General features: G+C 71.0%; 14 protein-coding genes. 12 read left to right on the forward strand and 2 right to left on the reverse strand.

The genetic code is table 11. The features are described from left to right. Both ccmI and HPY23_RS09705 read right to left on the reverse strand, forming a co-directional pair. A partial coding sequence (gene ccmI, locus HPY23_RS09700) for a c-type cytochrome biogenesis protein CcmI (RefSeq protein ID WP_200649599.1) occupies positions 1–247 on the reverse strand: 247 nt, incomplete at its 3' end. Between the two features lie 97 nt (positions 248–344). Beyond that, positions 345–2,111 carry an SLC13 family permease gene (locus tag HPY23_RS09705; protein ID WP_200602080.1) on the reverse strand — a complete coding sequence of 589 codons (1,767 nt, stop codon included), beginning with the start codon at positions 2,109–2,111 and terminating at the stop codon, positions 345–347. Between the two features lie 207 nt (positions 2,112–2,318). Between HPY23_RS09705 and HPY23_RS09710 the strand changes: the two genes are divergently transcribed. The 12 genes from HPY23_RS09710 (at position 2,319) to HPY23_RS09765 (ending at position 19,780) form a co-directional block, all read left to right on the forward strand. After that, complete coding sequence (locus HPY23_RS09710) at positions 2,319–2,915, forward strand: Uma2 family endonuclease (RefSeq protein WP_091881349.1); 597 nt, start codon at positions 2,319–2,321, stop codon at positions 2,913–2,915. Between the two features lie 67 nt (positions 2,916–2,982). Continuing rightward, on the forward strand, positions 2,983–3,543 hold the full coding sequence (locus HPY23_RS09715) for a DUF533 domain-containing protein (RefSeq protein WP_060846841.1): 561 nt from the start codon (positions 2,983–2,985) through the stop codon (positions 3,541–3,543). A gap of 103 nt (positions 3,544–3,646) precedes the next feature. Beyond that, the gene (locus HPY23_RS09720) at positions 3,647–4,423 is read left to right on the forward strand and encodes a TetR/AcrR family transcriptional regulator (protein WP_082742476.1); all 777 of its coding nucleotides are present in this window, start codon (positions 3,647–3,649) and stop codon (positions 4,421–4,423) included. A gap of 250 nt (positions 4,424–4,673) precedes the next feature. Then, complete coding sequence (gene mdh / locus HPY23_RS09725) at positions 4,674–5,636, forward strand: malate dehydrogenase (protein WP_060846840.1); 963 nt, start codon at positions 4,674–4,676, stop codon at positions 5,634–5,636. A gap of 80 nt (positions 5,637–5,716) precedes the next feature. Beyond that, positions 5,717–6,913, forward strand: coding sequence for an ADP-forming succinate--CoA ligase subunit beta (sucC, locus tag HPY23_RS09730; protein WP_091750027.1), 1,197 nt, complete (start codon positions 5,717–5,719; stop codon positions 6,911–6,913). Positions 6,914–7,068: 155 nt separating this feature from the next. After that, positions 7,069–7,953 (forward strand): succinate--CoA ligase subunit alpha, encoded by an 885-nt coding sequence (gene sucD / locus HPY23_RS09735; RefSeq protein WP_060846838.1) that lies wholly within the window; start codon positions 7,069–7,071, stop codon positions 7,951–7,953. 246 nt (positions 7,954–8,199) lie between these two features. Continuing rightward, positions 8,200–11,154: a 2-oxoglutarate dehydrogenase E1 component gene (locus HPY23_RS09740; protein WP_091881346.1), complete on the forward strand. Its 2,955-nt coding sequence runs from the start codon at positions 8,200–8,202 to the stop codon at positions 11,152–11,154. A gap of 84 nt (positions 11,155–11,238) precedes the next feature. After that, the gene (gene odhB, locus HPY23_RS09745; RefSeq protein WP_060846836.1) at positions 11,239–12,507 is read left to right on the forward strand and encodes a 2-oxoglutarate dehydrogenase complex dihydrolipoyllysine-residue succinyltransferase; all 1,269 of its coding nucleotides are present in this window, start codon (positions 11,239–11,241) and stop codon (positions 12,505–12,507) included. 185 nt (positions 12,508–12,692) lie between these two features. Further along, entirely contained in the window at positions 12,693–13,439 is a 747-nt protein-coding gene (locus HPY23_RS09750; protein WP_060846835.1) for an SDR family oxidoreductase, read from the forward strand. Between the two features lie 175 nt (positions 13,440–13,614). Continuing rightward, positions 13,615–15,018 (forward strand): dihydrolipoyl dehydrogenase, encoded by a 1,404-nt coding sequence (gene lpdA / locus HPY23_RS09755; protein WP_091881343.1) that lies wholly within the window; start codon positions 13,615–13,617, stop codon positions 15,016–15,018. A 267-nt stretch (positions 15,019–15,285) separates the two neighbouring features. After that, positions 15,286–15,831, forward strand: coding sequence for a gluconokinase (locus tag HPY23_RS09760; protein WP_236012943.1), 546 nt, complete (start codon positions 15,286–15,288; stop codon positions 15,829–15,831). A gap of 124 nt (positions 15,832–15,955) precedes the next feature. Then, the gene (locus HPY23_RS09765; RefSeq protein WP_091881337.1) at positions 15,956–19,780 is read left to right on the forward strand and encodes an ATP-binding response regulator; all 3,825 of its coding nucleotides are present in this window, start codon (positions 15,956–15,958) and stop codon (positions 19,778–19,780) included. The last annotated feature ends 262 nt before the right edge of the window (positions 19,781–20,042 follow it).

Raw genomic sequence — 20,042 nt, forward strand, 5'->3', positions numbered from 1 at the left:
CGCGGCTGGCGCGCAGGAGCCGGCGCGCGGCCTCCGCCCTCGCGGCCTCGGCCTCCGGCGCGGCCAGCAGGCCGCGGGCGGCGTCGCGGTCGATCTCGCGCAGCTGGTCGCGGTAGAAGCCGGTCTCGGTGGCGATCCGCGCCTCGCCCTCCGGCACGGCCAGGGCGGGGCGGCGCGACATCGGCCAGAGCAGGGCGAGCACCGCCAGGCCGGTCATGAGCGCGAAGATGAACCAGATCGCCGTCATGCCGCCTGTGTAGCCCCCCGCCCGGGGCGACACGATTCGACGGCATGGCGACACGGTGTCACGCAGGGGCAGTCCCGTGAGGGAACGGCTTTCGCCGTCAGCGCGGCGCCACCGGCCAGAACACCGTGATCAGCAGCGTGCCGACGACGATCACCATGATCGAGAGCGGTAGGCCGAGGCGGGCATAGTCGCCGAAGCGGTAGCCGCCCGGGCCCATCACCAGGGTGTTGCACTGGTGGCCGATCGGGGTGAGGAAGTCGCAGGCCGCCCCCACCGACACCGCCATCAGGAACGGATCCGGGTTGAGCCCGAGCTTCTGGGCGAGGCTGGCGCCGATCGGCCCCATCACCAGCACCGTCGCGGCGTTGTTGAGGAAGGGCGTCACCGCCATCGCGGCGATCAGCAGCAGGCCGATCGCCAGCATCGGCGGCACGGTGTGCATGACGTTCGACAGGGCCCCGGCGATCAGGTCGGTCCCGCCGGTGGTGCGCACCGCGTCGCTGACCGGGATCAGCGCACCGAGCAGCACGATCACCGGCCACTCGATCGTCTCGTAGGCCTCGTGCATGGTCATGACGCGCAGGACCAGCAGCAGCACCGCGGCGCCGAAGAAGGCCATCGCCACCGGCACGACGTGGAGCGCGATCAGCGCCATCGCGCCGGCCAGCACCGCGATCGGGATGTAGCTGCGGCGGCTGTGCCCGAGCGCCAGCTTACGCTCGGCGAGCGGCAGCAGGCCGAACTCCGACAGCATGTCGCCGAGCCGGTCCTGGGCGGCGCGCAGCACCACCACGTCGCCGGCGCGCAGGCGCACGCTGCCGATGCGCCGGGTGATCGCCGCGCCCGAGCGGCTGACCGCCAGGAGCGTGGTGCCGTGATGCCCGGCGAGGTCGGCGCCCGCCGCCGTGGTGCCGACGAGGGCCGAGCCGTCCGGGATCACCGCCTCGATCACCGTCGCCTCCCCGGCCGCCGGCAGCGTGCCGACGAGCGTCAGCTTCGCCCGCGCCACCAGGCGCTCCAGGTCCTCCGGCTCGCCGTCGAGGAGCAGGACGTCCCCGGCGGACAGCCGCCAGTCGGGCCCCGGTACGAAGCGGCGGAAGCGCTCGCGGATCACGGTCGCCACCGTGACGTCCCAGTCGCCGAGCGCCTCGAGCTCCCCGACCGTCGCGCCGACGAGCGGCGAGTCGTCGGGCAGGCAGGCCTCGGTCGTGTAGGCCTCGATCCGGAACGAGGCGGCGAGCGAGCCCGCCGGGCGCCGGTCGCGCGGCAGCAGCCGGTAGCCGACCGCCAGGAAGGCGAGGCCCGCCGCCGCGAGCCCGAGTCCGACGGGGGTGAAGTCGAACATGCCGAAGGGCTGGCCGGTGACGTCGGCCCGCACCTTGGCGACGATGATGTTGGTCGAGGTGCCGACGAGCGTCACGAGCCCGCCGATCAGCGAGGCGAAGGACATCGGCATCATCAGCAGCGAGGCCGGCGTGCCGGTCTTGCGCCCGAGCTGGAGCGCCACCGGCATGAAGATCGCGAGCGCGCCGATGTTCTTGGTGAAGACCGACAGGCCCATCACGGCGCCGGCCAGCGCCGGCACCTGCCGGCTGGGCTTTCGCAGGTAGGGCAGGAGCGGGCGCATCGCGCTCTCGACGACGCCCGAGCGCGACACCGCCGACGAGATGACGAGCGCGCTCGCCACGATGATCACCACGTCGTCGGCGAAGCCGTCGAAGGCCTTGGAGGCCGGCACCAGTCCCAGCGCCACCCCGGCGACGAGAGAAAGGAGGGCCACGAGGTCGTAGGGCAGCCGGCCCCAGATGAAGAGCAGGACGGTGACGCCGATGAGGCCGAAGGCGAGGCCCTGGTCGAGGGTCATGCGCCGGCCTGCCGGTCGGACGATCGGGGGCGTGTCATGCCGGGGGATGATCCTGCTGCGGGGTATCGAGCCCCCCTAGATTGGGTGGCGGGCGGCCGCGCCCAGGGCGGTGGGGCGAAGAGTTTGCGCGGGACGGCGCCTTCTCGCCCCCGTCCCGAGCGGATAGGTTTCCGGCGGCAGCCGGGAAGCGCCACAGGGGAGCGCGCCATGGACGACCGCGTCCGTCGCCACCACGGGCTCACCGTCTCCGAATTCGACCGCTTCGTCGATGCGCAGCGCGACGAGAGCGACTGGGAGCTGGTCGACGGCGAGGTCGTCATGATGACGAACCCGACGGAGAACCACGAGCAGATTGCCGGCAATATCGGCGCGCCCCTGAAGCTCGCCATGGATGCTGCCGGCTGCCGCAGCTACCAGGGCGGGATGCGGGTGCAGCGCGACGAGGACGGGCGCGGCCGGGACAAGCCGAAGCCCGACATCGTCGTACGCTGCGGACCGCGCCAGAACCGCACCTTCGTCACCGACCCGCTCGTCATCGTCGAGGTGCTGTCGCCGAGCACCATGGACCGCGATCGCGGGCCCAAGCTGTCCTTCTACAAGTCGTTGCCGACGCTCCGGCACATCGTCCTTGCCTACCAGGACCAGATGCGGGTGGAGCATGACCGGCGCGAGGCGGATGGCTGGGTCTGCGACGTCCTCACCGCGCCGGACGACGTCCTGCGGCTCGAGGCCGTGGATTTCGCGATCGATCTCGGGCGGATCTATTTCGACGTGCCGGTCCTGCGCCCGATCGTCGGCGGCTGATCCCGCCGCGGAGCCCGGCGCATCGCCGCACGTTGGTGAGGGACCGCCCGTCACGGACCCGCCCCGCATGAGCTTCGCCTTCCTCACCCGCGCCTTCGGGCGCGACGACCCGGCCGGGGAGGTCGAGGAGCCGGGGACCGCCCCGGCCCGGGCCTCGCGGCGCGACCGGCGGGCGGGGCGGGCGGACGCGGTGGTGACCGAGGCGCTGGGCCAGAAGGTGCTGCACGCCTTCCTGCAGAACCGCCACCAGACCCTGGTGCCGCTCACCCTCAACCTCCGGGTGCTGGAGCCGGCCCAGCGCGACCTCGTGATCCAGGCGATGGCGGCGGCCTTCCTGGCGCAGGGGCGCCGGCAGGATCCCGCCCCGGTGCGCGACGCGCTCACCCGGATCAGCGCCGCGGAGGCCGAGCGCCAGCGCCTCGACAAGGCGCTCGCCGCGCCGCTGGCGCTCGGCGATCTCCTCGACGCGATCCTCGACGCCGACCTCGGCGCCTACGCGTACGTCGCCTCGCTGCTCGCCGTGGACCAGCGCCGCCGGGTCAACCAGCTCTATCTCGCCTATCTGGCCGAGCGCCTGGGATTGGCCGAGGACGTGGTGTCGAGCCTGCACCGGCGCTACCGGGTATAATACTGCGGCCTCACGACTGTCCCGCGGGGCTTCTCCTGCGAGCGGCCGGGCGCTAACCTGTCGGGGTCGTCGCGCCAACCGATCCCGAGCGTTCCCGAGTTCCATGCCCCGCAGCCGCCCCGGCGCCCAGCCCCGCGACGAGCCGCATCCGACGGACGCACCGTTCCCCGGGGCGCAGAGTTCCAACGGGCAAGCCCCTGTCGGGCAAGCCTCCGTCGGGGCCTCCGCCGCCGGACCCGTCCTGGCCGGGCTTGCCTCCGCCGGGCTCGGCCCCCGCGCCCGCGCGACGCCGCTCTCGGCGGATGCGCGGCTGCTGGCCATCGCGGCCGACCACCTGCGCCGGCTCGGCCACCGCCAGGTCACGGTGGTGGGCGTCGCCGCCGAGGCTGGCATGACGCATGCCAACGTCTACCGGTACTTCCCGTCGAAGACCGCGCTCGTCGACGCGGTGGCGGGGCGCTGGCTGCGGGAGGTCGAGGCCGAACTCGGCGCGATCGCGGACGCACCCGACCCCGCCGACGACAAGCTCGAGCGCCTGCTCCTGGCGCTCGCCTCGATGCAGCGCGACGTGCTGGTGCGCGATCCGCATCTGTTCGCGGTCCATCGCGACGCCACCGTCGAATCCCGGCCGATCGCCCGGCGCCACCGCGGCCGCCTGCGCCAGCTCGTCGAGCGGGTGATCGAGGAGGGGATGAATGCCGGCACCTTCTCGCTGCGCGACCGCGAGCGCGGCCTCGCCTTCATCTTCGACACCAGCCACCGCTTCCTGCACCCGGTCTCGATCCAGCTCGACGCCGAGGTCCCCCGCGATCTGATCGAGGTCCGCCTCGGCGCGATCATCCGGGCGATGCTGCGCATCCTGCGCCTCGGTACGCTCTAGCCGCGCTGACAAAGTGTCCGAAATGTAATGATCGGTCGGGTGTCGTCGTAGTGCGTTGCAATAAAATGCAAATCCGGATCGCGTGACGCCCCGGAAGCGCTGCCGCGGCCGTGCCCGGGCGCCCCGCGCCGGGCCCTCGGGTTGTCGGCCCCGGCTTTTTTCGCCAAAGAGGCACCCGCCGGCGCGGGCTCCTCGCGAGCGGACCCCGGCCCCCGACGGTTCCATCACACCGCGAAGGATCGGTTCTCACATGGCACGCAAGAAGATCGCGCTCATCGGCGCTGGACAGATCGGCGGCACGCTCGCGCACCTCGCCGGCCTCAAGGAGCTGGGCGACGTCGTGCTGTTCGACATCGCCGATGGCGTGCCGCAGGGCAAGGGCCTCGACATCGCCGAGTCGGCTCCGGTCGACGGCTTCGACGCCAAGTACAGCGGCGCGAGCGACTACAGCGCCATCGCCGGGGCCGACGTGGTGATCGTCACCGCCGGCGTGCCGCGCAAGCCCGGCATGAGCCGCGACGACCTGATCGGCATCAACCTGAAGGTGATGGAAGCGGTCGGCACCGGCATCAAGACCCACGCCCCGAACGCCTTCGTGATCTGCATCACCAACCCGCTCGACGCGATGGTGTGGGCGCTGCAGAAGTTCTCGGGCCTCGACCCGAAGAAGATCGTCGGCATGGCCGGCGTGCTCGACTCGGCCCGCTTCCGCCACTTCCTGGCCGAGGAGTTCCAGGTCTCGGTCGAGGACGTCACCGCCTTCGTGCTCGGCGGCCACGGCGACGACATGGTGCCGCTGGTGCGCTACTCGACGGTGGCCGGCGTGCCGCTGCCCGACCTCGTCAAGCTGGGCTGGACCACCCAGGAGAAGCTCGACGCGATGGTCGAGCGGACCCGCAAGGGCGGCGGCGAGATCGTCAACCTGCTCAAGACCGGCTCGGCCTTCTATGCGCCGGCGGCGTCGGCCATCGCGATGGCCGAGAGCTACCTCAAGGACAAGAAGCGGGTCCTGCCCTGCGCGGCCCACCTCACCGGCCAGTACGGCGTCGACGGCCTGTTCATCGGCGTGCCGATCGTGATCGGCGAGAACGGCGTCGAGCGCATCGTCGAGGTCGAGTTCACGGCTGAGGAGAAGGCGATGTTCGAGAAGTCGGTCAACTCCGTCAAGGGCCTGGTCGAGGCCTGCAAGGGCATCAACGGCGCGCTGGCGTAAGGCCCGACGGGCGGCGCGGGGGGATCCCCGCGCCGCCTTCCCGCCCGCCCCCGCCTGACGAAAAGAAAGCTTGTCGCCCCATGAACATCCACGAGTATCAAGCCAAGGCCGTCCTCAAGGAGTTCGGCCTGCCGGTCTCGAACGGCCGCGCCATCTTCAAGGCCTCCGAGGCCGAGGCCGCCGCCAAGGAGCTGGGCGGCCCGCTCTGGGTCGTGAAGTCCCAGATCCATGCCGGCGGGCGCGGCAAGGGCAAGTTCAAGGAGGCCGAGGCCGGCGAGAAGGGCGGCGTGCGCCTCGCCAAGTCGGTCGAGGAGGTCAAGGCCTTCTCCGAGCAGATGCTCGGCCGCACCCTCGTGACGGTGCAGACCGGCGAGGCCGGCAAGCAGGTCAACCGCCTCTACATCGAGGACGGCTCCGACATCGAGACCGAGTTCTACCTGTCGATGCTCGTCGACCGCGAGACCGGCAAGGTCGCCTTCGTGGTCTCGACCGAGGGCGGCATGGACATCGAGCAGGTCGCCCACGACACGCCCGAGAAGATCGTCACCTTCTCGGTCGACCCGGCCACCGGTGTGCTGCCGCATCACGGCCGCGCGGTCGCCAAGGCGCTCGGGCTGACCGGCCCGCTCGCCAAGGAGGCGGAGGACCTCACCACCAAGCTCTACCGGGCGTTCACCGCCAAGGACATGAGCATGCTGGAGATCAACCCGCTCATCGTCACCAAGGACGGGCACCTGAAGTGCCTGGACGCCAAGATCTCGTTCGACTCGAACAGCCTCTACCGCCAGCCGGAGATCGTGCAGCTGCGCGACGTCACCGAGGAGGACGAGAAGGAGATCGAGGCCTCGAAGTACGACCTCGCCTACATCGCGCTCGAGGGCACGATCGGCTGCATGGTGAACGGCGCCGGCCTCGCCATGGCTACCCTCGACATCATCAAGCTCTACGGCGAGGAGCCGGCGAACTTCCTCGACGTCGGCGGCGGCGCCTCGGAGGAGAAGGTCACCGCGGCCTTCAAGATCATCACCGCCGACCCGAACGTGAAGGGCATCCTGGTCAACATCTTCGGCGGCATCATGAAGTGCGACGTGATCGCCAACGGGGTGATCGCGGCCGTGAAGGCGGTGGGCCTGCAGGTCCCGCTGGTGGTGCGACTCGAGGGCACCAACGTCGAGAAGGGCAAGGAGATCATCCGCTCCTCGGGCCTCAACGTGATCCCGGCCGACGACCTCGACGACGCGGCGCAGAAGATCGTCGCGGCGGTCCGCAAGGGCTGAGGAGGGCGGGGCGCCCGCGAGGGCGCCCTTCTCGTGAGCGGGGGCTCGGATCGTGGGCTCCCCCCTCGGCGCAGCTTTCTCAGGGGCGGTGCCCCGCGCTCGGTCACCTTGAGCCGCACCGCCCATCCCCGAATGCAGATCTCCGGAGATCGCACGTGTCCATCCTCATCGACAAGAACACCAAGGTCATCTGCCAGGGCTTCACCGGCAAGAACGGGACCTTCCACTCCGAGCAGGCGATCGCCTACGGCACCAAGATGGTCGGCGGCACCTCGCCGGGGAAGGGCGGCGCGACCCATCTCGGCCTGCCGGTGTTCGACACCGTGAAGGAGGCCCGCCACGCCACCGGCGCCGACGCCTCGGTGGTCTACGTGCCGCCGCCGGGCGCCGCCGACGCGATCTGCGAGGCGATCGACGCCGAGATCCCGCTGATCGTCTGCATCACGGAAGGCATCCCGGTCCTCGACATGGTGCGGGTCAAGCGCTCGCTCGAGGGCTCGAAGTCGCGCCTCGTCGGCCCGAACTGCCCCGGCATCGTCACCGCCGGCGAGTCGAAGATCGGCATCATGCCGGCCAACATCTTCCGTCCGGGCTCGGTCGGCATCGTGTCGCGCTCCGGCACGCTGACCTACGAGGCGGTGTTCCAGACCACCAACGAGGGCCTCGGCCAGACCACCGCGGTCGGCATCGGCGGCGACCCGGTCAAGGGTACCGAGTTCATCGACATGCTGGAGATGTTCCTCGCCGACGACAAGACCGAGTCGATCGTGATGATCGGCGAGATCGGCGGCTCGGCCGAGGAAGAGGCGGCGCAGTTCATCCGCGACGAGGCCAAGCGCGGCCGCAAGAAGCCGATGGTCGGCTTCATCGCCGGCCGCACGGCCCCTCCCGGCCGCCGCATGGGTCACGCCGGCGCGATCATCTCGGGCGGCAAGGGCGGCGCCGAGGACAAGATCGCCGCGATGGAGGAGGCGGGCATCCGCGTCTCGCCGTCGCCGGCCCGCCTCGGCAAGACCCTGGTCGAGGTCCTGAAGGGCTGATGCGCCGCGGGGGGCTCGGGATGTCTCCGGATCCCCGGCCCCTCGCCCCGCGCATGGCAGGCGTGGCGTGCGGAATCTCGGTTCCGCACCCATATCGCAAGCAAACGTCAACTCTCTTGAGTTCGTAAGACATCCTCGCGTCCGGTGAGACCGGGCGCCCCCACCGTCGATCACCCGCCATCCTCCCGCCTCAACTGCTGGCGAGAAGCCGGGCTCCGATCGACCAGCGCGGATAGACAGATCGCCATGGCACGCCAGGACGCGAACGACGCCCTCCTCGGAACCTCGTTCCTCTACGGAGGCAACGCCGACTACATCGAGGAGCTCTACGCGACCTACACGCGGGATCCCAACGCGGTCGATCCCGAGTGGCGCAGCTTCTTCTCCGGCCTGAAGGAGGAGAGCGCGATCGTGGTCAAGAACGCGGAGGGCGCGTCCTGGACCAAGCCGAACTGGCCGGTCGCCGCCAACGGCGACATCGTCTCGGCGCTCGACGGCAACTGGGCCCAGATCGAGAAGGCGGTCGGCGAGAAGATCAAGGCCAAGCAGGAGGCCAAGGGTCAGGCGGTCGCCCCGGTCGACGTGCAGCAGGCGACCAAGGATTCGGTCCGCGCGATCATGCTGATCCGCGCCTACCGCATGCGCGGCCATCTCCACGCCAAGCTCGATCCGCTGGGCCTCCAGCCGCGCGGCGACCACGAGGAGCTGCATCCGCAGCATTACGGCTTCGCCGAGTCCGATTGGGACCGGCCGATCTTCCTCGACAACGTGCTCGGCCTCGAGTTCGGCACCATCCGGGAGATCGTCGCGATCCTGGAGCGGACCTACTGCCAGACCCTCGGCGTCGAGTTCATGCACATCTCCGATCCCGAGGAGAAGGCCTGGATCCAGGAGCGCATCGAGGGCAAGGACAAGGAGATCTCGTTCACCGAGCAGGGCCGGCGGGCGATCCTCAACAAGATGATCGAGGCCGAGGGCTTCGAGAAGTTCCTTGATCTCAAGTACACCGGCACCAAGCGCTTCGGCCTCGACGGCTCCGAGGCGATGGTCCCGGCGCTCGAGCAGATCATCAAGCGCGGCGGCGCGCTCGGCGTCACCGACATCGTGCTGGGCATGGCGCATCGCGGCCGCCTCAACGTGCTCGCCAACGTGATGTCGAAGCCGTTCCGGGCGATCTTCCACGAGTTCAAGGGCGGCTCGTCCTCGCCGGCGGAGGTCGAGGGCTCGGGCGACGTGAAGTACCACCTCGGCGCCTCGAGCGACCGGGCCTTCGACGGCAACACCGTCCACCTGTCGCTGACCGCCAACCCGTCGCACCTCGAGATCGTCGATCCGGTGGTGCTCGGCAAGGTGCGCGCCAAGCAGGACCAGCAGGGCGACGAACAGCGCACCAACGTGCTGCCGCTCCTCATCCACGGCGACGCCGCCTTCGCGGGCCAGGGCGTGGTGGCGGAGTGCTTCGGCCTGTCGGGCCTGAAGGGCCACCGCACCGGCGGCTCGATCCACTTCATCATCAACAACCAGATCGGCTTCACCACCGATCCGCGCTTCTCGCGCTCCTCGCCCTACCCGTCCGACGTGGCGAAGATGGTCGAGGCGCCGATCTTCCACTGCAACGGCGACGACCCCGAGGCCGTCACCTTCGCGGCCAAGATCGCCACCGAGTACCGGCAGAAGTTCCACAAGCCGGTGGTGATCGACATGCTCTGCTACCGCCGCTTCGGCCACAACGAGGGCGACGAGCCCGCGTTCACCCAGCCGAAGATGTACCAGATCATCCGCAAGCACCCCTCGACGCTCGAGACCTACGGCAAGCGGCTGACCGAGACCGGCGTGGTGAGCCAGAAGGAGCTCGACGACCGCAAGGCCGAGTTCCGTGCCACCCTCGACAGCGAGTTCGACATCGCCACCGGCTACAAGGCCAACAAGGCCGACTGGCTCGACGGCCGCTGGTCGGGCCTGAAGGCGGTGCGCGAGGACGAGGACGACCCGCGCCGCGGTCGCACCGGCGTGCCGGCCGACACCCTGCGGCAGATCGGGCAGGCCATCACCACGGTGCCGCAGGACTTCCACCTGCACCGCACCATCCGGCGCTTCCTCGACAACCGCGCCAAGGCGATCGAGACCGGCGAGGGTCTGGACTGGGCGACCGCCGAGGCGTTGGCCTTCGGCTCGCTGCTGACCGAGGGCCACCGTGTCCGCCTGTCGGGCCAGGATGTCGAGCGCGGCACCTTCTCGCAGCGCCACTCGGTGGTGATCGACCAGGAGAACGAGGAGCGCTACACGCCCCTCAACCACATCAAGGACGGCCAGAGCCGCTACGAGGTCATCAACTCGATGCTCTCGGAGGAGGCGGTGCTCGGCTTCGAGTACGGCTACACCCTGGCCGAGCCGAACTCCCTCGTGCTGTGGGAGGCGCAGTTCGGCGACTTCGCCAACGGCGCGCAGGTCGTGGTCGACCAGTTCATCTCGTCCGGTGAGCGCAAGTGGCTGCGCATGTCGGGCCTGGTGATGCTGCTGCCGCACGGCTACGAGGGCCAGGGTCCGGAGCACTCCTCCGCCCGCCTCGAGCGCTACCTGCAGATGTGCGCCGAGGACAACATGCAGGTCGCCAACTGCACGACGCCCTCGAACTACTTCCACATCCTGCGCCGCCAGCTGAAGCGGGACTTCCGCAAGCCGCTGGTGCTGATGACCCCGAAGTCGCTGCTGCGCCACAAGCGGGCGGTCTCGGCGCTCGCCGACATCGCGGAGGGCTCGACCTTCCACCGCGTGCTGTGGGACGACGCCGAGAAGGCGCAGGACGGCGTGAAGCTGTCGAAGGACGACAAGGTCCGGCGCGTCGTACTGTGCTCGGGCAAGGTCTATTACGACCTCTACGAGGAGCGCGAGAAGCGCGGCATCTCCGACGTGTACCTGATGCGCGTCGAGCAGCTCTACCCGTTCCCGCTGAAGTCGCTGGCCACCGAGATCTCCCGGTTCCGCAACGCCGAGGTGGTGTGGTGCCAGGAGGAGCCCAAGAACATGGGCTCGTGGGCCTTCGTCGAGCCCTACCTCGAGTGGGTCCTCAACCAGGCCGGCTCCGCCTCCAAGCGTCCGCGCTACATCGGCCGCCCGGCCTCGGCCTCGACCGCCGTCGGCCTGATGTCGAAGCACCTCGACCAGCTCCAGGCCTTCCTCAACGAGGCCCTGGCGGTCTGATCCCCCTTCACCGGCGCCCCGCGAGGGGCGCCGCCTAACGTTTTTTCCGGGCGCATCCCCACCGCCCCAACCCTGACGGAAGACATGGCCACCGAAATCCGCGTCCCGACGCTCGGCGAGTCCGTGAGCGAGGCCACGATCGGCCGCTGGTTCAAGAAGCCCGGCGACACCGTGAAGGCCGACGAGCCGCTGGTCGAGCTCGAGACCGACAAGGTCACCCTCGAGGTCAACGCCCCGGCCTCGGGCCAGCTCGGCGAGATCGTCGCCAAGGACGGCGAGACGGTCGAGCCCGGCGCGCTCCTCGGCTCGATCGTCGAGGGCGGCGCCTCCGCCGGCAACGGCGCGGCCGCTCCCAAGGCCGAGGCCCCCAAGGAGGCCCCGAAGGCCGCCGCCGAGGCGCCCGCGAAGTCGTCGTCGGCTTCTTATGGCAGCCACGGCGACGCCGCCCCGAAGGGTCATTCGGCCGGCGACAACGGCCCGGCCGTCGCCCGCCTCGCCCAGGAATCCGGCGTCGACCCGTCGTCCGTGAAGGGCAGCGGCAAGGACGGCCGCGTCACCAAGGGCGACATGCTCTCGGCGATCTCGTCGGGCGCCTCCGCTCCCGCCCCGGCGGCCCCCCAGGCGGCCCGCGCCCCGTCCGCCCCGGACGATGCCTCCCGCGAGGAGCGGGTGCGCATGACCAAGCTGCGCCAGACCATCGCCCGGCGCCTCAAGGACGCGCAGAACACCGCCGCGATGCTGACGACGTTCAACGACGTCGACATGGGCGCGGTGATGGCCCTGCGCCAGCAGTACAAGGACGTGTTCGAGAAGAAGCACGGCGCCAAGCTCGGCTTCATGGGCTTCTTCACGAAGGCGGTGATCGGCGCCCTGAAGGACGTGCCGGCGGTCAACGCCGAGATCGACGGCCAGGACATCGTCTACAAGAACTACTACCACGTCGGCATCGCGGTCGGCACCGACAAGGGCCTCGTCGTCCCGGTGGTGCGCGACGCCGACCAGCTGTCGATCTCCGGCATCGAGAAGGCCATCACCGGCTTCGGCCGCAAGGCCCGCGACGGCAAGCTGTCGATCGAGGACATGCAGGGCGGCACGTTCACGATCACCAACGGCGGCATCTACGGCTCGCTGATGTCGACCCCGATCCTCAACGCGCCGCAATCGGGCATCCTCGGCATGCACCGCATCGAGGAGCGTCCGGTCGTGCGTAACGGCAAGATCGAGGCGCGGCCGATGATGTACCTCGCCCTGTCGTACGATCACCGCATCGTCGACGGGAAGGAGGCCGTGACCTTCCTGGTGCGGGTCAAGGAGGCCCTGGAGGACCCGGCGCGCCTCGTGCTCGACCTCTGAAGGCCGCTTGAAACCGGAGCCCCTGCCCCGCCCGGGGGAGGGGCCTTCGGAAAACTGGCGTGACGAGAGTGGCACAGGTCTCCTCCTCTCCCCGCCCGCGGGGAGAGGGTAAACCCGCGCCTTTTTATCTCCCGGATAGCTTCGTCGCCTGGGGGAAGGGTCTCTCGACATCGGGGAGCACGACGATGACGGACAAGGTCCTGGTGGTCACCGGCGGCAGCCGCGGCATCGGCCGTGCCGTTGCCCTACGGGCGGCGCGGGCCGGCTGGCGGGTCTGCTTCTCCTACGTCGCAGCCAAGGACGCCGCCGACTCGCTCGTGCGGGAGATCGAGGATCTCGGCGGCACGGCGCTCGCCGTCCGCAGCGACGTCGCGGTCGAGGCCGACATCCCGGCCCTGTTCGAGGCCGCCGACGGTCTGGGCACGCTCGGCGGGCTCGTGAACAACGCGGGCGTCGTCGACCACGCGGCCCGGGTCGACGAGATGACCTTCGCGCGTCTCCACCGGATGATGACCACCAACGTCGTCGGCTCGTTCCTGTGCGCCGGCGAGGCGGTGCGGCGGATGTCGACCCGCCACGGCGGGCAGGGCGGCGTCATCGTCAACATCTCGTCGGTCGCCGCCCGCCTCGGCGCGCCGAACCAGTACGTCGACTACGCGGCCTCCAAGGGCGCCATCGACACCCTCACCACCGGTCTCGCCGGCGAGGTCGCCGCGGAAGGCATCCGCGTCAACGGCGTCGCCCCCGGCCTGATCGAGACCGAGATCCATGCCAGCGGCGGCCAGCCCGACCGGCTGGCGCGGCTCGGCCCCACGGTGCCGATGAAGCGCGCCGGCACCGCCGACGAGATCGCCGCCGCGGTGCTGTGGCTCCTCTCCGACGAGGCGTCCTACGCCACCGGCGCGACCCTGACGGTCTCGGGCGGCCGCTAAGCTGATTTCGCCGAAGTGGTTACCGGTTCGGCGCCGACAATCTGCGACAAAGCAAGAACCTAAGCGGGCGTAGCGTTGGCCTGCCAACGCAAGTCTGCTTAGCCTCCCTCATCCTCTCATCCATCGCAGCGGCGGCACCCCCGCGGCCGGTCGCTCCCAACCTCGCGAGTCCCGCATGTCCTCCTACGATCTCGTCGTCATCGGCACCGGCCCCGGCGGTTACGTCTGCGCGCTGCGCGCCGCCCAGCTCGGCCTGAAGACCGCCGTGGTCGAGAAGCGCCCGGCCCACGGCGGCACCTGCCTCAACGTCGGCTGCATCCCCTCGAAGGCCCTGCTGCACGCCTCGGAAGCCTTCGAGGAGGCGACCAAGCACTTCCCGGTGCTCGGCATCACCGTCGGCGAGCCCAAGCTCGACCTGGCGAAGATGATGGCGTTCAAGCAGGACGGCGTCGACGGCAACACCAAGGGCGTCGCGTTCCTGCTCAAGAAGAACGGCATCGAGGCGTTCCAGGGCACCGGCCGTCTCGCCGGCGCCGGCCGGGTCGAGGTGACCTCCGAGGACGGCGGCAACCAGATCCTCGAGGCCAAGAACGTCGTGATCGCGACGGGCTCGGACGTCGCCAACCTGCCGGGCGTCACCATCGACGAGGAGGTCGTGGTGTCCTCGACCGGCGCCCTCGACCTGACGAAGGTCCCGGGCAAGCTCGTCGTCATCGGCGCCGGCGTCATCGGCCTCGAGCTCGGCTCGGTCTGGCGACGGCTCGGCGCCCAGGTGACCGTGGTCGAGTATCTCGACCGGATCCTGCCCGGCATGGACGGCGAGGTCGGCAAGCAGTTCCAGCGCATCCTCGCCAAGCAGGGCATCGAGTTCCGCCTGTCGCAGAAGGTCACCGGCGTCGAGCGCACCGGCGAGGGCGCCAAGGTGACGGTCGAGCCGGCCGCGGGCGGCACGGCGGAGACGCTGGAGGCCGACGTGGTGCTCGTCGCCATCGGCCGGACGCCCTACACCGCGGGCCTCGGCCTCGACACGGTCGGCGTCCAGCTCGACAACAAGGGCCGGATCCAGACCGACGACCGCTACGCCACCAACGTCACCGGCATCTACGCCATCGGCGACGTGATCGCCGGCCCGATGCTCGCCCACAAGGCCGAGGACGAGGGCGTCGCGGTCGCCGAGATCCTGGCCGGCAAGGCGGGCCACGTGAATTACGGCGTGATCCCGAACGTGGTCTACACCACCCCGGAGGTCGCCTCGGTCGGCAAGTCCGAGGAGGAGCTGAAGAAGGACGGGATCGCCTACAACATCGGCAAGTTCCCGTTCACCGCGAACGGCCGCGCCAAGGTGAACCACACCACCGACGGCTTCGTGAAGGTGCTGGCCGATGCCGGAACCGACCGCGTACTCGGCGTCCACATCGTCGGGCCCGACGCCGGCAACCTCATCATGGAGGTCGCGGTGGCGATGGAGTTCGGCGCCTCGTCCGAGGACATCGCCCGCACCTGCCACGCCCACCCGACCCTGACCGAGGCGGTAAAGGAAGCCGCGCTCGCGGTCGAGAAGCGCGCGCTGCACATGTGAGGACGGGCCTCCGTTCGGGGGCTCGCGCGGGTGAACCCTCCCCCCTCTGCGGGGGGAGGGTGGCGAACGAAGTGAGCCGGGAGAGGGGAGCCACGCTTCCGGAGAGGTCGCGACCGTGGTGACGGGCGCAAATCCGGCATCGTCGCGCTGCCCTTCTCCCGGCCCCTGCTGACGCAGGGACCACCCTCCCCCCGCAAAGGGGGGTGGGCGGCAGGATCGGTATCGTCTGGTCCAAAACACCAAAGAAAAATCGGAGGACACGCCACGATGGACAATGCGGCAAGAAACGCGACTTCCCCGTCCGTCGTCGTGGTGATGGGCGTGTCGGGCTCCGGCAAGTCCACGGTGGCGAGCCTGCTCGCCGGCCGGCTCGGCTGGGAGTTCGAGGACGGGGACGACTTCCACCCCGCCGCCAACGTCGAGAAGATGCAGGCCGGCCATCCCCTCACCGACGAGGACCGCTGGCCCTGGCTCGCCGCCATCGCGGCCTGGATCGACCGGGTGCGGGCCGAGGGGCGGCACGGGGTCGTGACCTGCTCGGGCCTCAAGCGCGCCTATCGCGACGTGCTGGTCGGCGGCCGGCCCGATGTCCGCCTCGTCTACCTCCAGGGCGACCGGGAGCTGATCGGCCGGCGCATGGCCGCCCGCCACGGTCACTTCATGCCGACGAGCCTGCTCGACAGCCAGTTCCGCACCCTCGAGGAGCCGGCGCCCGACGAGGACCCGCTGGTGGTCTCGATCGGCGCCACCCCGCAGGCGATCGTCGCCGAGATCGTCGAGACCCTGAAGGGCCCCGGGCCGCGGACGGCCTGAGCACGGACCCCCGGCCGAGGCGCCCGATCGTTCCGCCGGGCAACATGGGTCATGGTGGTCGATTGTTTGGTTTTTGACAGTGCAGGGCGCCCGTGCCATCGCCAGGGCATGCGGGACGATACCCATGCCTGGTAATTCGGCACATGCGCACGACACGCTGTTTCCCGGTGGCGGGGAGATGGGCGCGCGCCTGCGTGCCCGCGACTGGGCGGCGACGCCGCTCGGGCCGGTCGAGGGCTGGCCGCAATCGCTGACCACGGCGGTGCGGATCATGCTCGGCTCCCGCTTCGCCATGTGGATGGCGTGGGGACCCGAGCTCACCTTCTTCTGCAACGACGCCTACAAGCCCACCCTCGGGGTCAAGGAGGCCTGGGCGCTCGGCGCGCGCTCGGACGTGGTCTGGGCCGAGATCTGGCCCGATATCGGCCCGCGCATCGCCCAGGTGCTGAGCACCGGCCAGGCGACCTGGGACGAGGATCTGCTGCTGTTTCTCGAGCGGCGCGGCTTCACCGAGGAGAGCTACCACACCTTCTCGTACAGCCCGCTGGCCGACGATGCCGGCCGCGTCACCGGCATGCTGTGCGTGGTCTCGGAGGAGACCGAGCGGGTCATCGGCGAGCGGCGCCTGCGCTCCTTGCGCGATCTCGGGGCCGGCATGGCGGGGGCCCGCACGGTGCCGCAGGTCGGCGCCGTCGCCTCCGGCTGCCTGAGGGAAGACGGGACGGGGGAGGGCACCCGCGACCTGCCGGTGGCGCTCGCCTATCTCGCCGGCGAGGGGGCATTGGGGCCGGTCCTGCTCGCCCGGGCCGGGCTCGGGCCGGAGCACCCGGCGGTCGGGCTCGCCGGCGAGGCCGGGGCGGCGGCGCTCGGCCTCCTCGACCGCGCCGACGGCGGGCCGGTGCCGGTGGCCGAGCTCGGCCCGCTCTTCGCCGGCCTGCCGGCGGGTCCCTGGGATCGTCCACCCACCCACGCCCTGGCGCTGCCGATCGCCCGGCAGGGCCAGGCCCGCCCGGCCGGGGTGTTCGTCGCCGGGCTCAATCCCTACCGGCCCTTCGACGAGGCCTATCGCGGCTTCCTCGCGCTGTTCGTCGGGCAGGTCGCCACGGGGCTCGCCACCGCCACCGCCTACGAGGCCGAGCGGCGGCGCGCCGAGGCCTTCGCCGCGCTCGACCGGCAGAAGACCGAGTTCTTCTCCAACGTCAGTCACGAGTTCCGCACGCCCCTGACGCTAATGCTCGGGCCGCTGAGCGAGGTCCTGGACTCCGCGCCCTCGGCGCTCGATCCCGACACTCGCCGGCTGGTGGAGCTTGCCCACCGCAACGGCCAGCGCCTCCTCAGGCTCGTCAACGCGCTCCTCGACTTCTCGCGCATCGAGGCCGGCCGGTCCCAGGCCGCCTTCGAGCCCCTCGACCTTCCCCGCTTCACCGCGGAGCTCGCCTCGAGCTTCCGCTCGGCCACCGACAAGGCCGGCCTCGTCCTCGACGTCGATTGCCCCGCCCTGCCCGGGCCGCCCGCGGCGGAGCCGGCCTTCGTCGACCCGGAGATGTGGGAGACGGTCGTCCTCAACCTCGTCTCCAACGCCTTCAAGTTCACGCTTCAAGGCCGCATCGCCGTGCGGCTGCGGGCGGAGGGGGGCCGGGCCGTGCTGAGCGTGTCGGATACCGGCCTCGGAATCCCGGAGGCCGAGCTGCCGCGGCTGTTCGAGCGCTTTCACCGGGTCGAGGGCGCGCAGGGGCGCAGCTTCGAGGGGTCCGGCATCGGGCTGGCCCTGGTGCAGGAGCTCGTCCGGCTGCACGGCGGCACCGTCGGGGTTGAAAGCCGCCCGGGCGAGGGCAGCACCTTCACGGTGAGCCTGCCGCTCGGCGCCGCCCACCTGCCGGCCGACCGCCTGCGCGCCGCACGGACCGGCCCCTCGACCGCCACGCGCTCGCAGGTCTTCGTCGAGGAGGCGACGCGCTGGCTCGGCGAGGAGGAACCCGGTCCCGGCCCGGAACCCGGCCTCGTCCCGTCCGGCCTCAGGGGTCGGGTGCTTCTCGCCGACGACAACGCCGACATGCGCGCCTACGTCCGGCGCCTGCTGGGCGATGCCGGCCACGTCGTCGAGGCGGTGGGCGACGGCCACGCGGCGCTGTCGGCCGCCCGACGCCTCGCGCCCGACGTCGTCGTCTCCGACGTGATGATGCCGGGCCTCGACGGGTTCGGGCTCCTCGCCGCGCTGCGGGCCGATCCGGCCCTGCGGGCCATCCCGGTGATCCTGCTCTCGGCCCGGGCGGGCGAGGAGGCGCGGATCGAGGGACTGGGCGCGGGCGCCGACGACTACCTCGTCAAGCCGTTCTCGGCCCGCGAGCTGCTGGCGCGGATCGAGAGCAACCTGCGCCTCGCCCTCGTCCGGCGCGAGGCGGCCGACGCCCTGCGGCGGGTCAACGAGACCCTGGAGGCCCAGGTCGCCGAGCGCACCCGCGAGCGCGACCGGATGTGGCGCCTGTCGAAGGACGTGATGCTGGTCGCGCGCTTCGACGGCACGGTCACGGCCGTCAACCCGGCCTGGCGCACGGTGCTCGGCTGGGCGGCCGAGGCGGTGGTCGGGTGCTCGTTCCTCGACCTCGTCCACCCCGACGACCGCGTCCGCACCGCCGCGGAGGCCCAGCGCCTGGAGGACGGCCAGACGACGCGGCTGTTCGAGAACCGCTACCGCCACGCCGACGGCTCCTACCGCACCCTGTCCTGGACCGCGGTGCCGGGCGAGGACCATCTCCACGCCGTCGGGCGCGACGTCACCGAGCAGCGCGAGCTAGAGGAGGCCTTCCGCCAGGCCCAGAAGATGGAGGCGGTGGGCCAGCTCACCGGGGGCATCGCCCACGACTTCAACAACCTGCTCACCGGCATCGTCGGCTCGCTCGACCTGCTCTCGACCCGGCTGGCGCAGGGGCGCACCGACGTCGCCGAGCGCTACATCACCGCCGCGCTCACCTCGGCCCAGCGCGCCGCGGCGCTGACCCACCGGCTGCTGGCCTTCGCCCGGCGCCAGCCCCTCGACCCGCGCCCGGTCGACGCCAACGCGCTCGTCGCCTCCCTGGAGGACCTGGTCCGCCGGACCTTGGGCGAGACTGTCGCCCTGGAGACCCGCCTCGCCGACGGGCTGTGGCCGACGCTGTGCGATGCCAACCAGCTCGAGAGCGCGATCCTCAACCTCGCGATCAACGCCCGCGACGCGATGCCCGACGGCGGGCGGCTCGCCATCGAGACCCGCAACGTCGAGCTTGACGGCATCTTCGCGGCCGCCCACGCCGACGTGACGCCGGGCCCCTACATCCGCCTCGCCGTCACCGATACCGGCACCGGCATGCCGCCCGAGGTGGCCCGCCGCGCCTTCGATCCGTTCTTCACGACCAAGCCCATCGGCCAGGGCACCGGCTTGGGCCTGTCGATGATCTACGGCTTTGCCCGCCAGTCCGGCGGCCACGCGATCATCGCCTCGGAGGTCGGCCGCGGCACCACCGTGGCGCTCTTTCTGCCCCGTCATGCCGGCCCGCCCGCCGAGGCCGAGGCTCCGTCCCCGGACCCGGCCGCGCGCCCGGTCGCGGGCAGCGGCGAGACCGTGCTGGTGGTGGAGGACGAGCCGGCGGTGCGCAGCCTCATCGTCGACGTGCTGCGCGACCTCGGCTACCGGGCGCTCGAGGCCGGCGACGGCCCGTCCGGCCTCGCCGCCCTGCGGGCGGCGAGCCGCATCGACCTCCTCGTCACCGATGTCGGCCTGCCGGGCCTCAACGGCCGCCAGCTCGCCGACGCCGCCCGCGAGCACCGCCCCGCCCTCAAGGTGCTGTTCATCACCGGCTACGCCGAGAACGCCGCCACGGCCGGGTTCCTGGCGCCCGGCATGCAGATGATCACCAAGCCCTTCCCGATCGACCTCCTGGCCCGGCGCATCCGGGCGATGATCGAGGGGTGATGCGATGTCCGGACGAGGCGTGGCACGTCCCGGCCGCGGGGCGCCAGCCATCTCCCGGGAGCCCGCCCGCCATGCGGCACCCGGGGTGGACCTCGCGGGCGAACCCCTGTAACAGCTCGCTCCTCCACGAAAAGACCGTAGGGATTCCCCGCGCGCCGCGAGCGCCCGCCGCAAGTCGCGGCCGGCCCTCTGTCGAGGCCATGTGCTACCAAGCCATGGGCCTCCGGAGCCGATTCGATCCCCGCGCGTCGCCTCTACCCGG

Origin of the sequence: Methylobacterium ajmalii (genome assembly GCF_016613415.1) — a bacterium.
Taxonomy (GTDB): Bacteria; Pseudomonadota; Alphaproteobacteria; order Rhizobiales; family Beijerinckiaceae; genus Methylobacterium; species Methylobacterium ajmalii.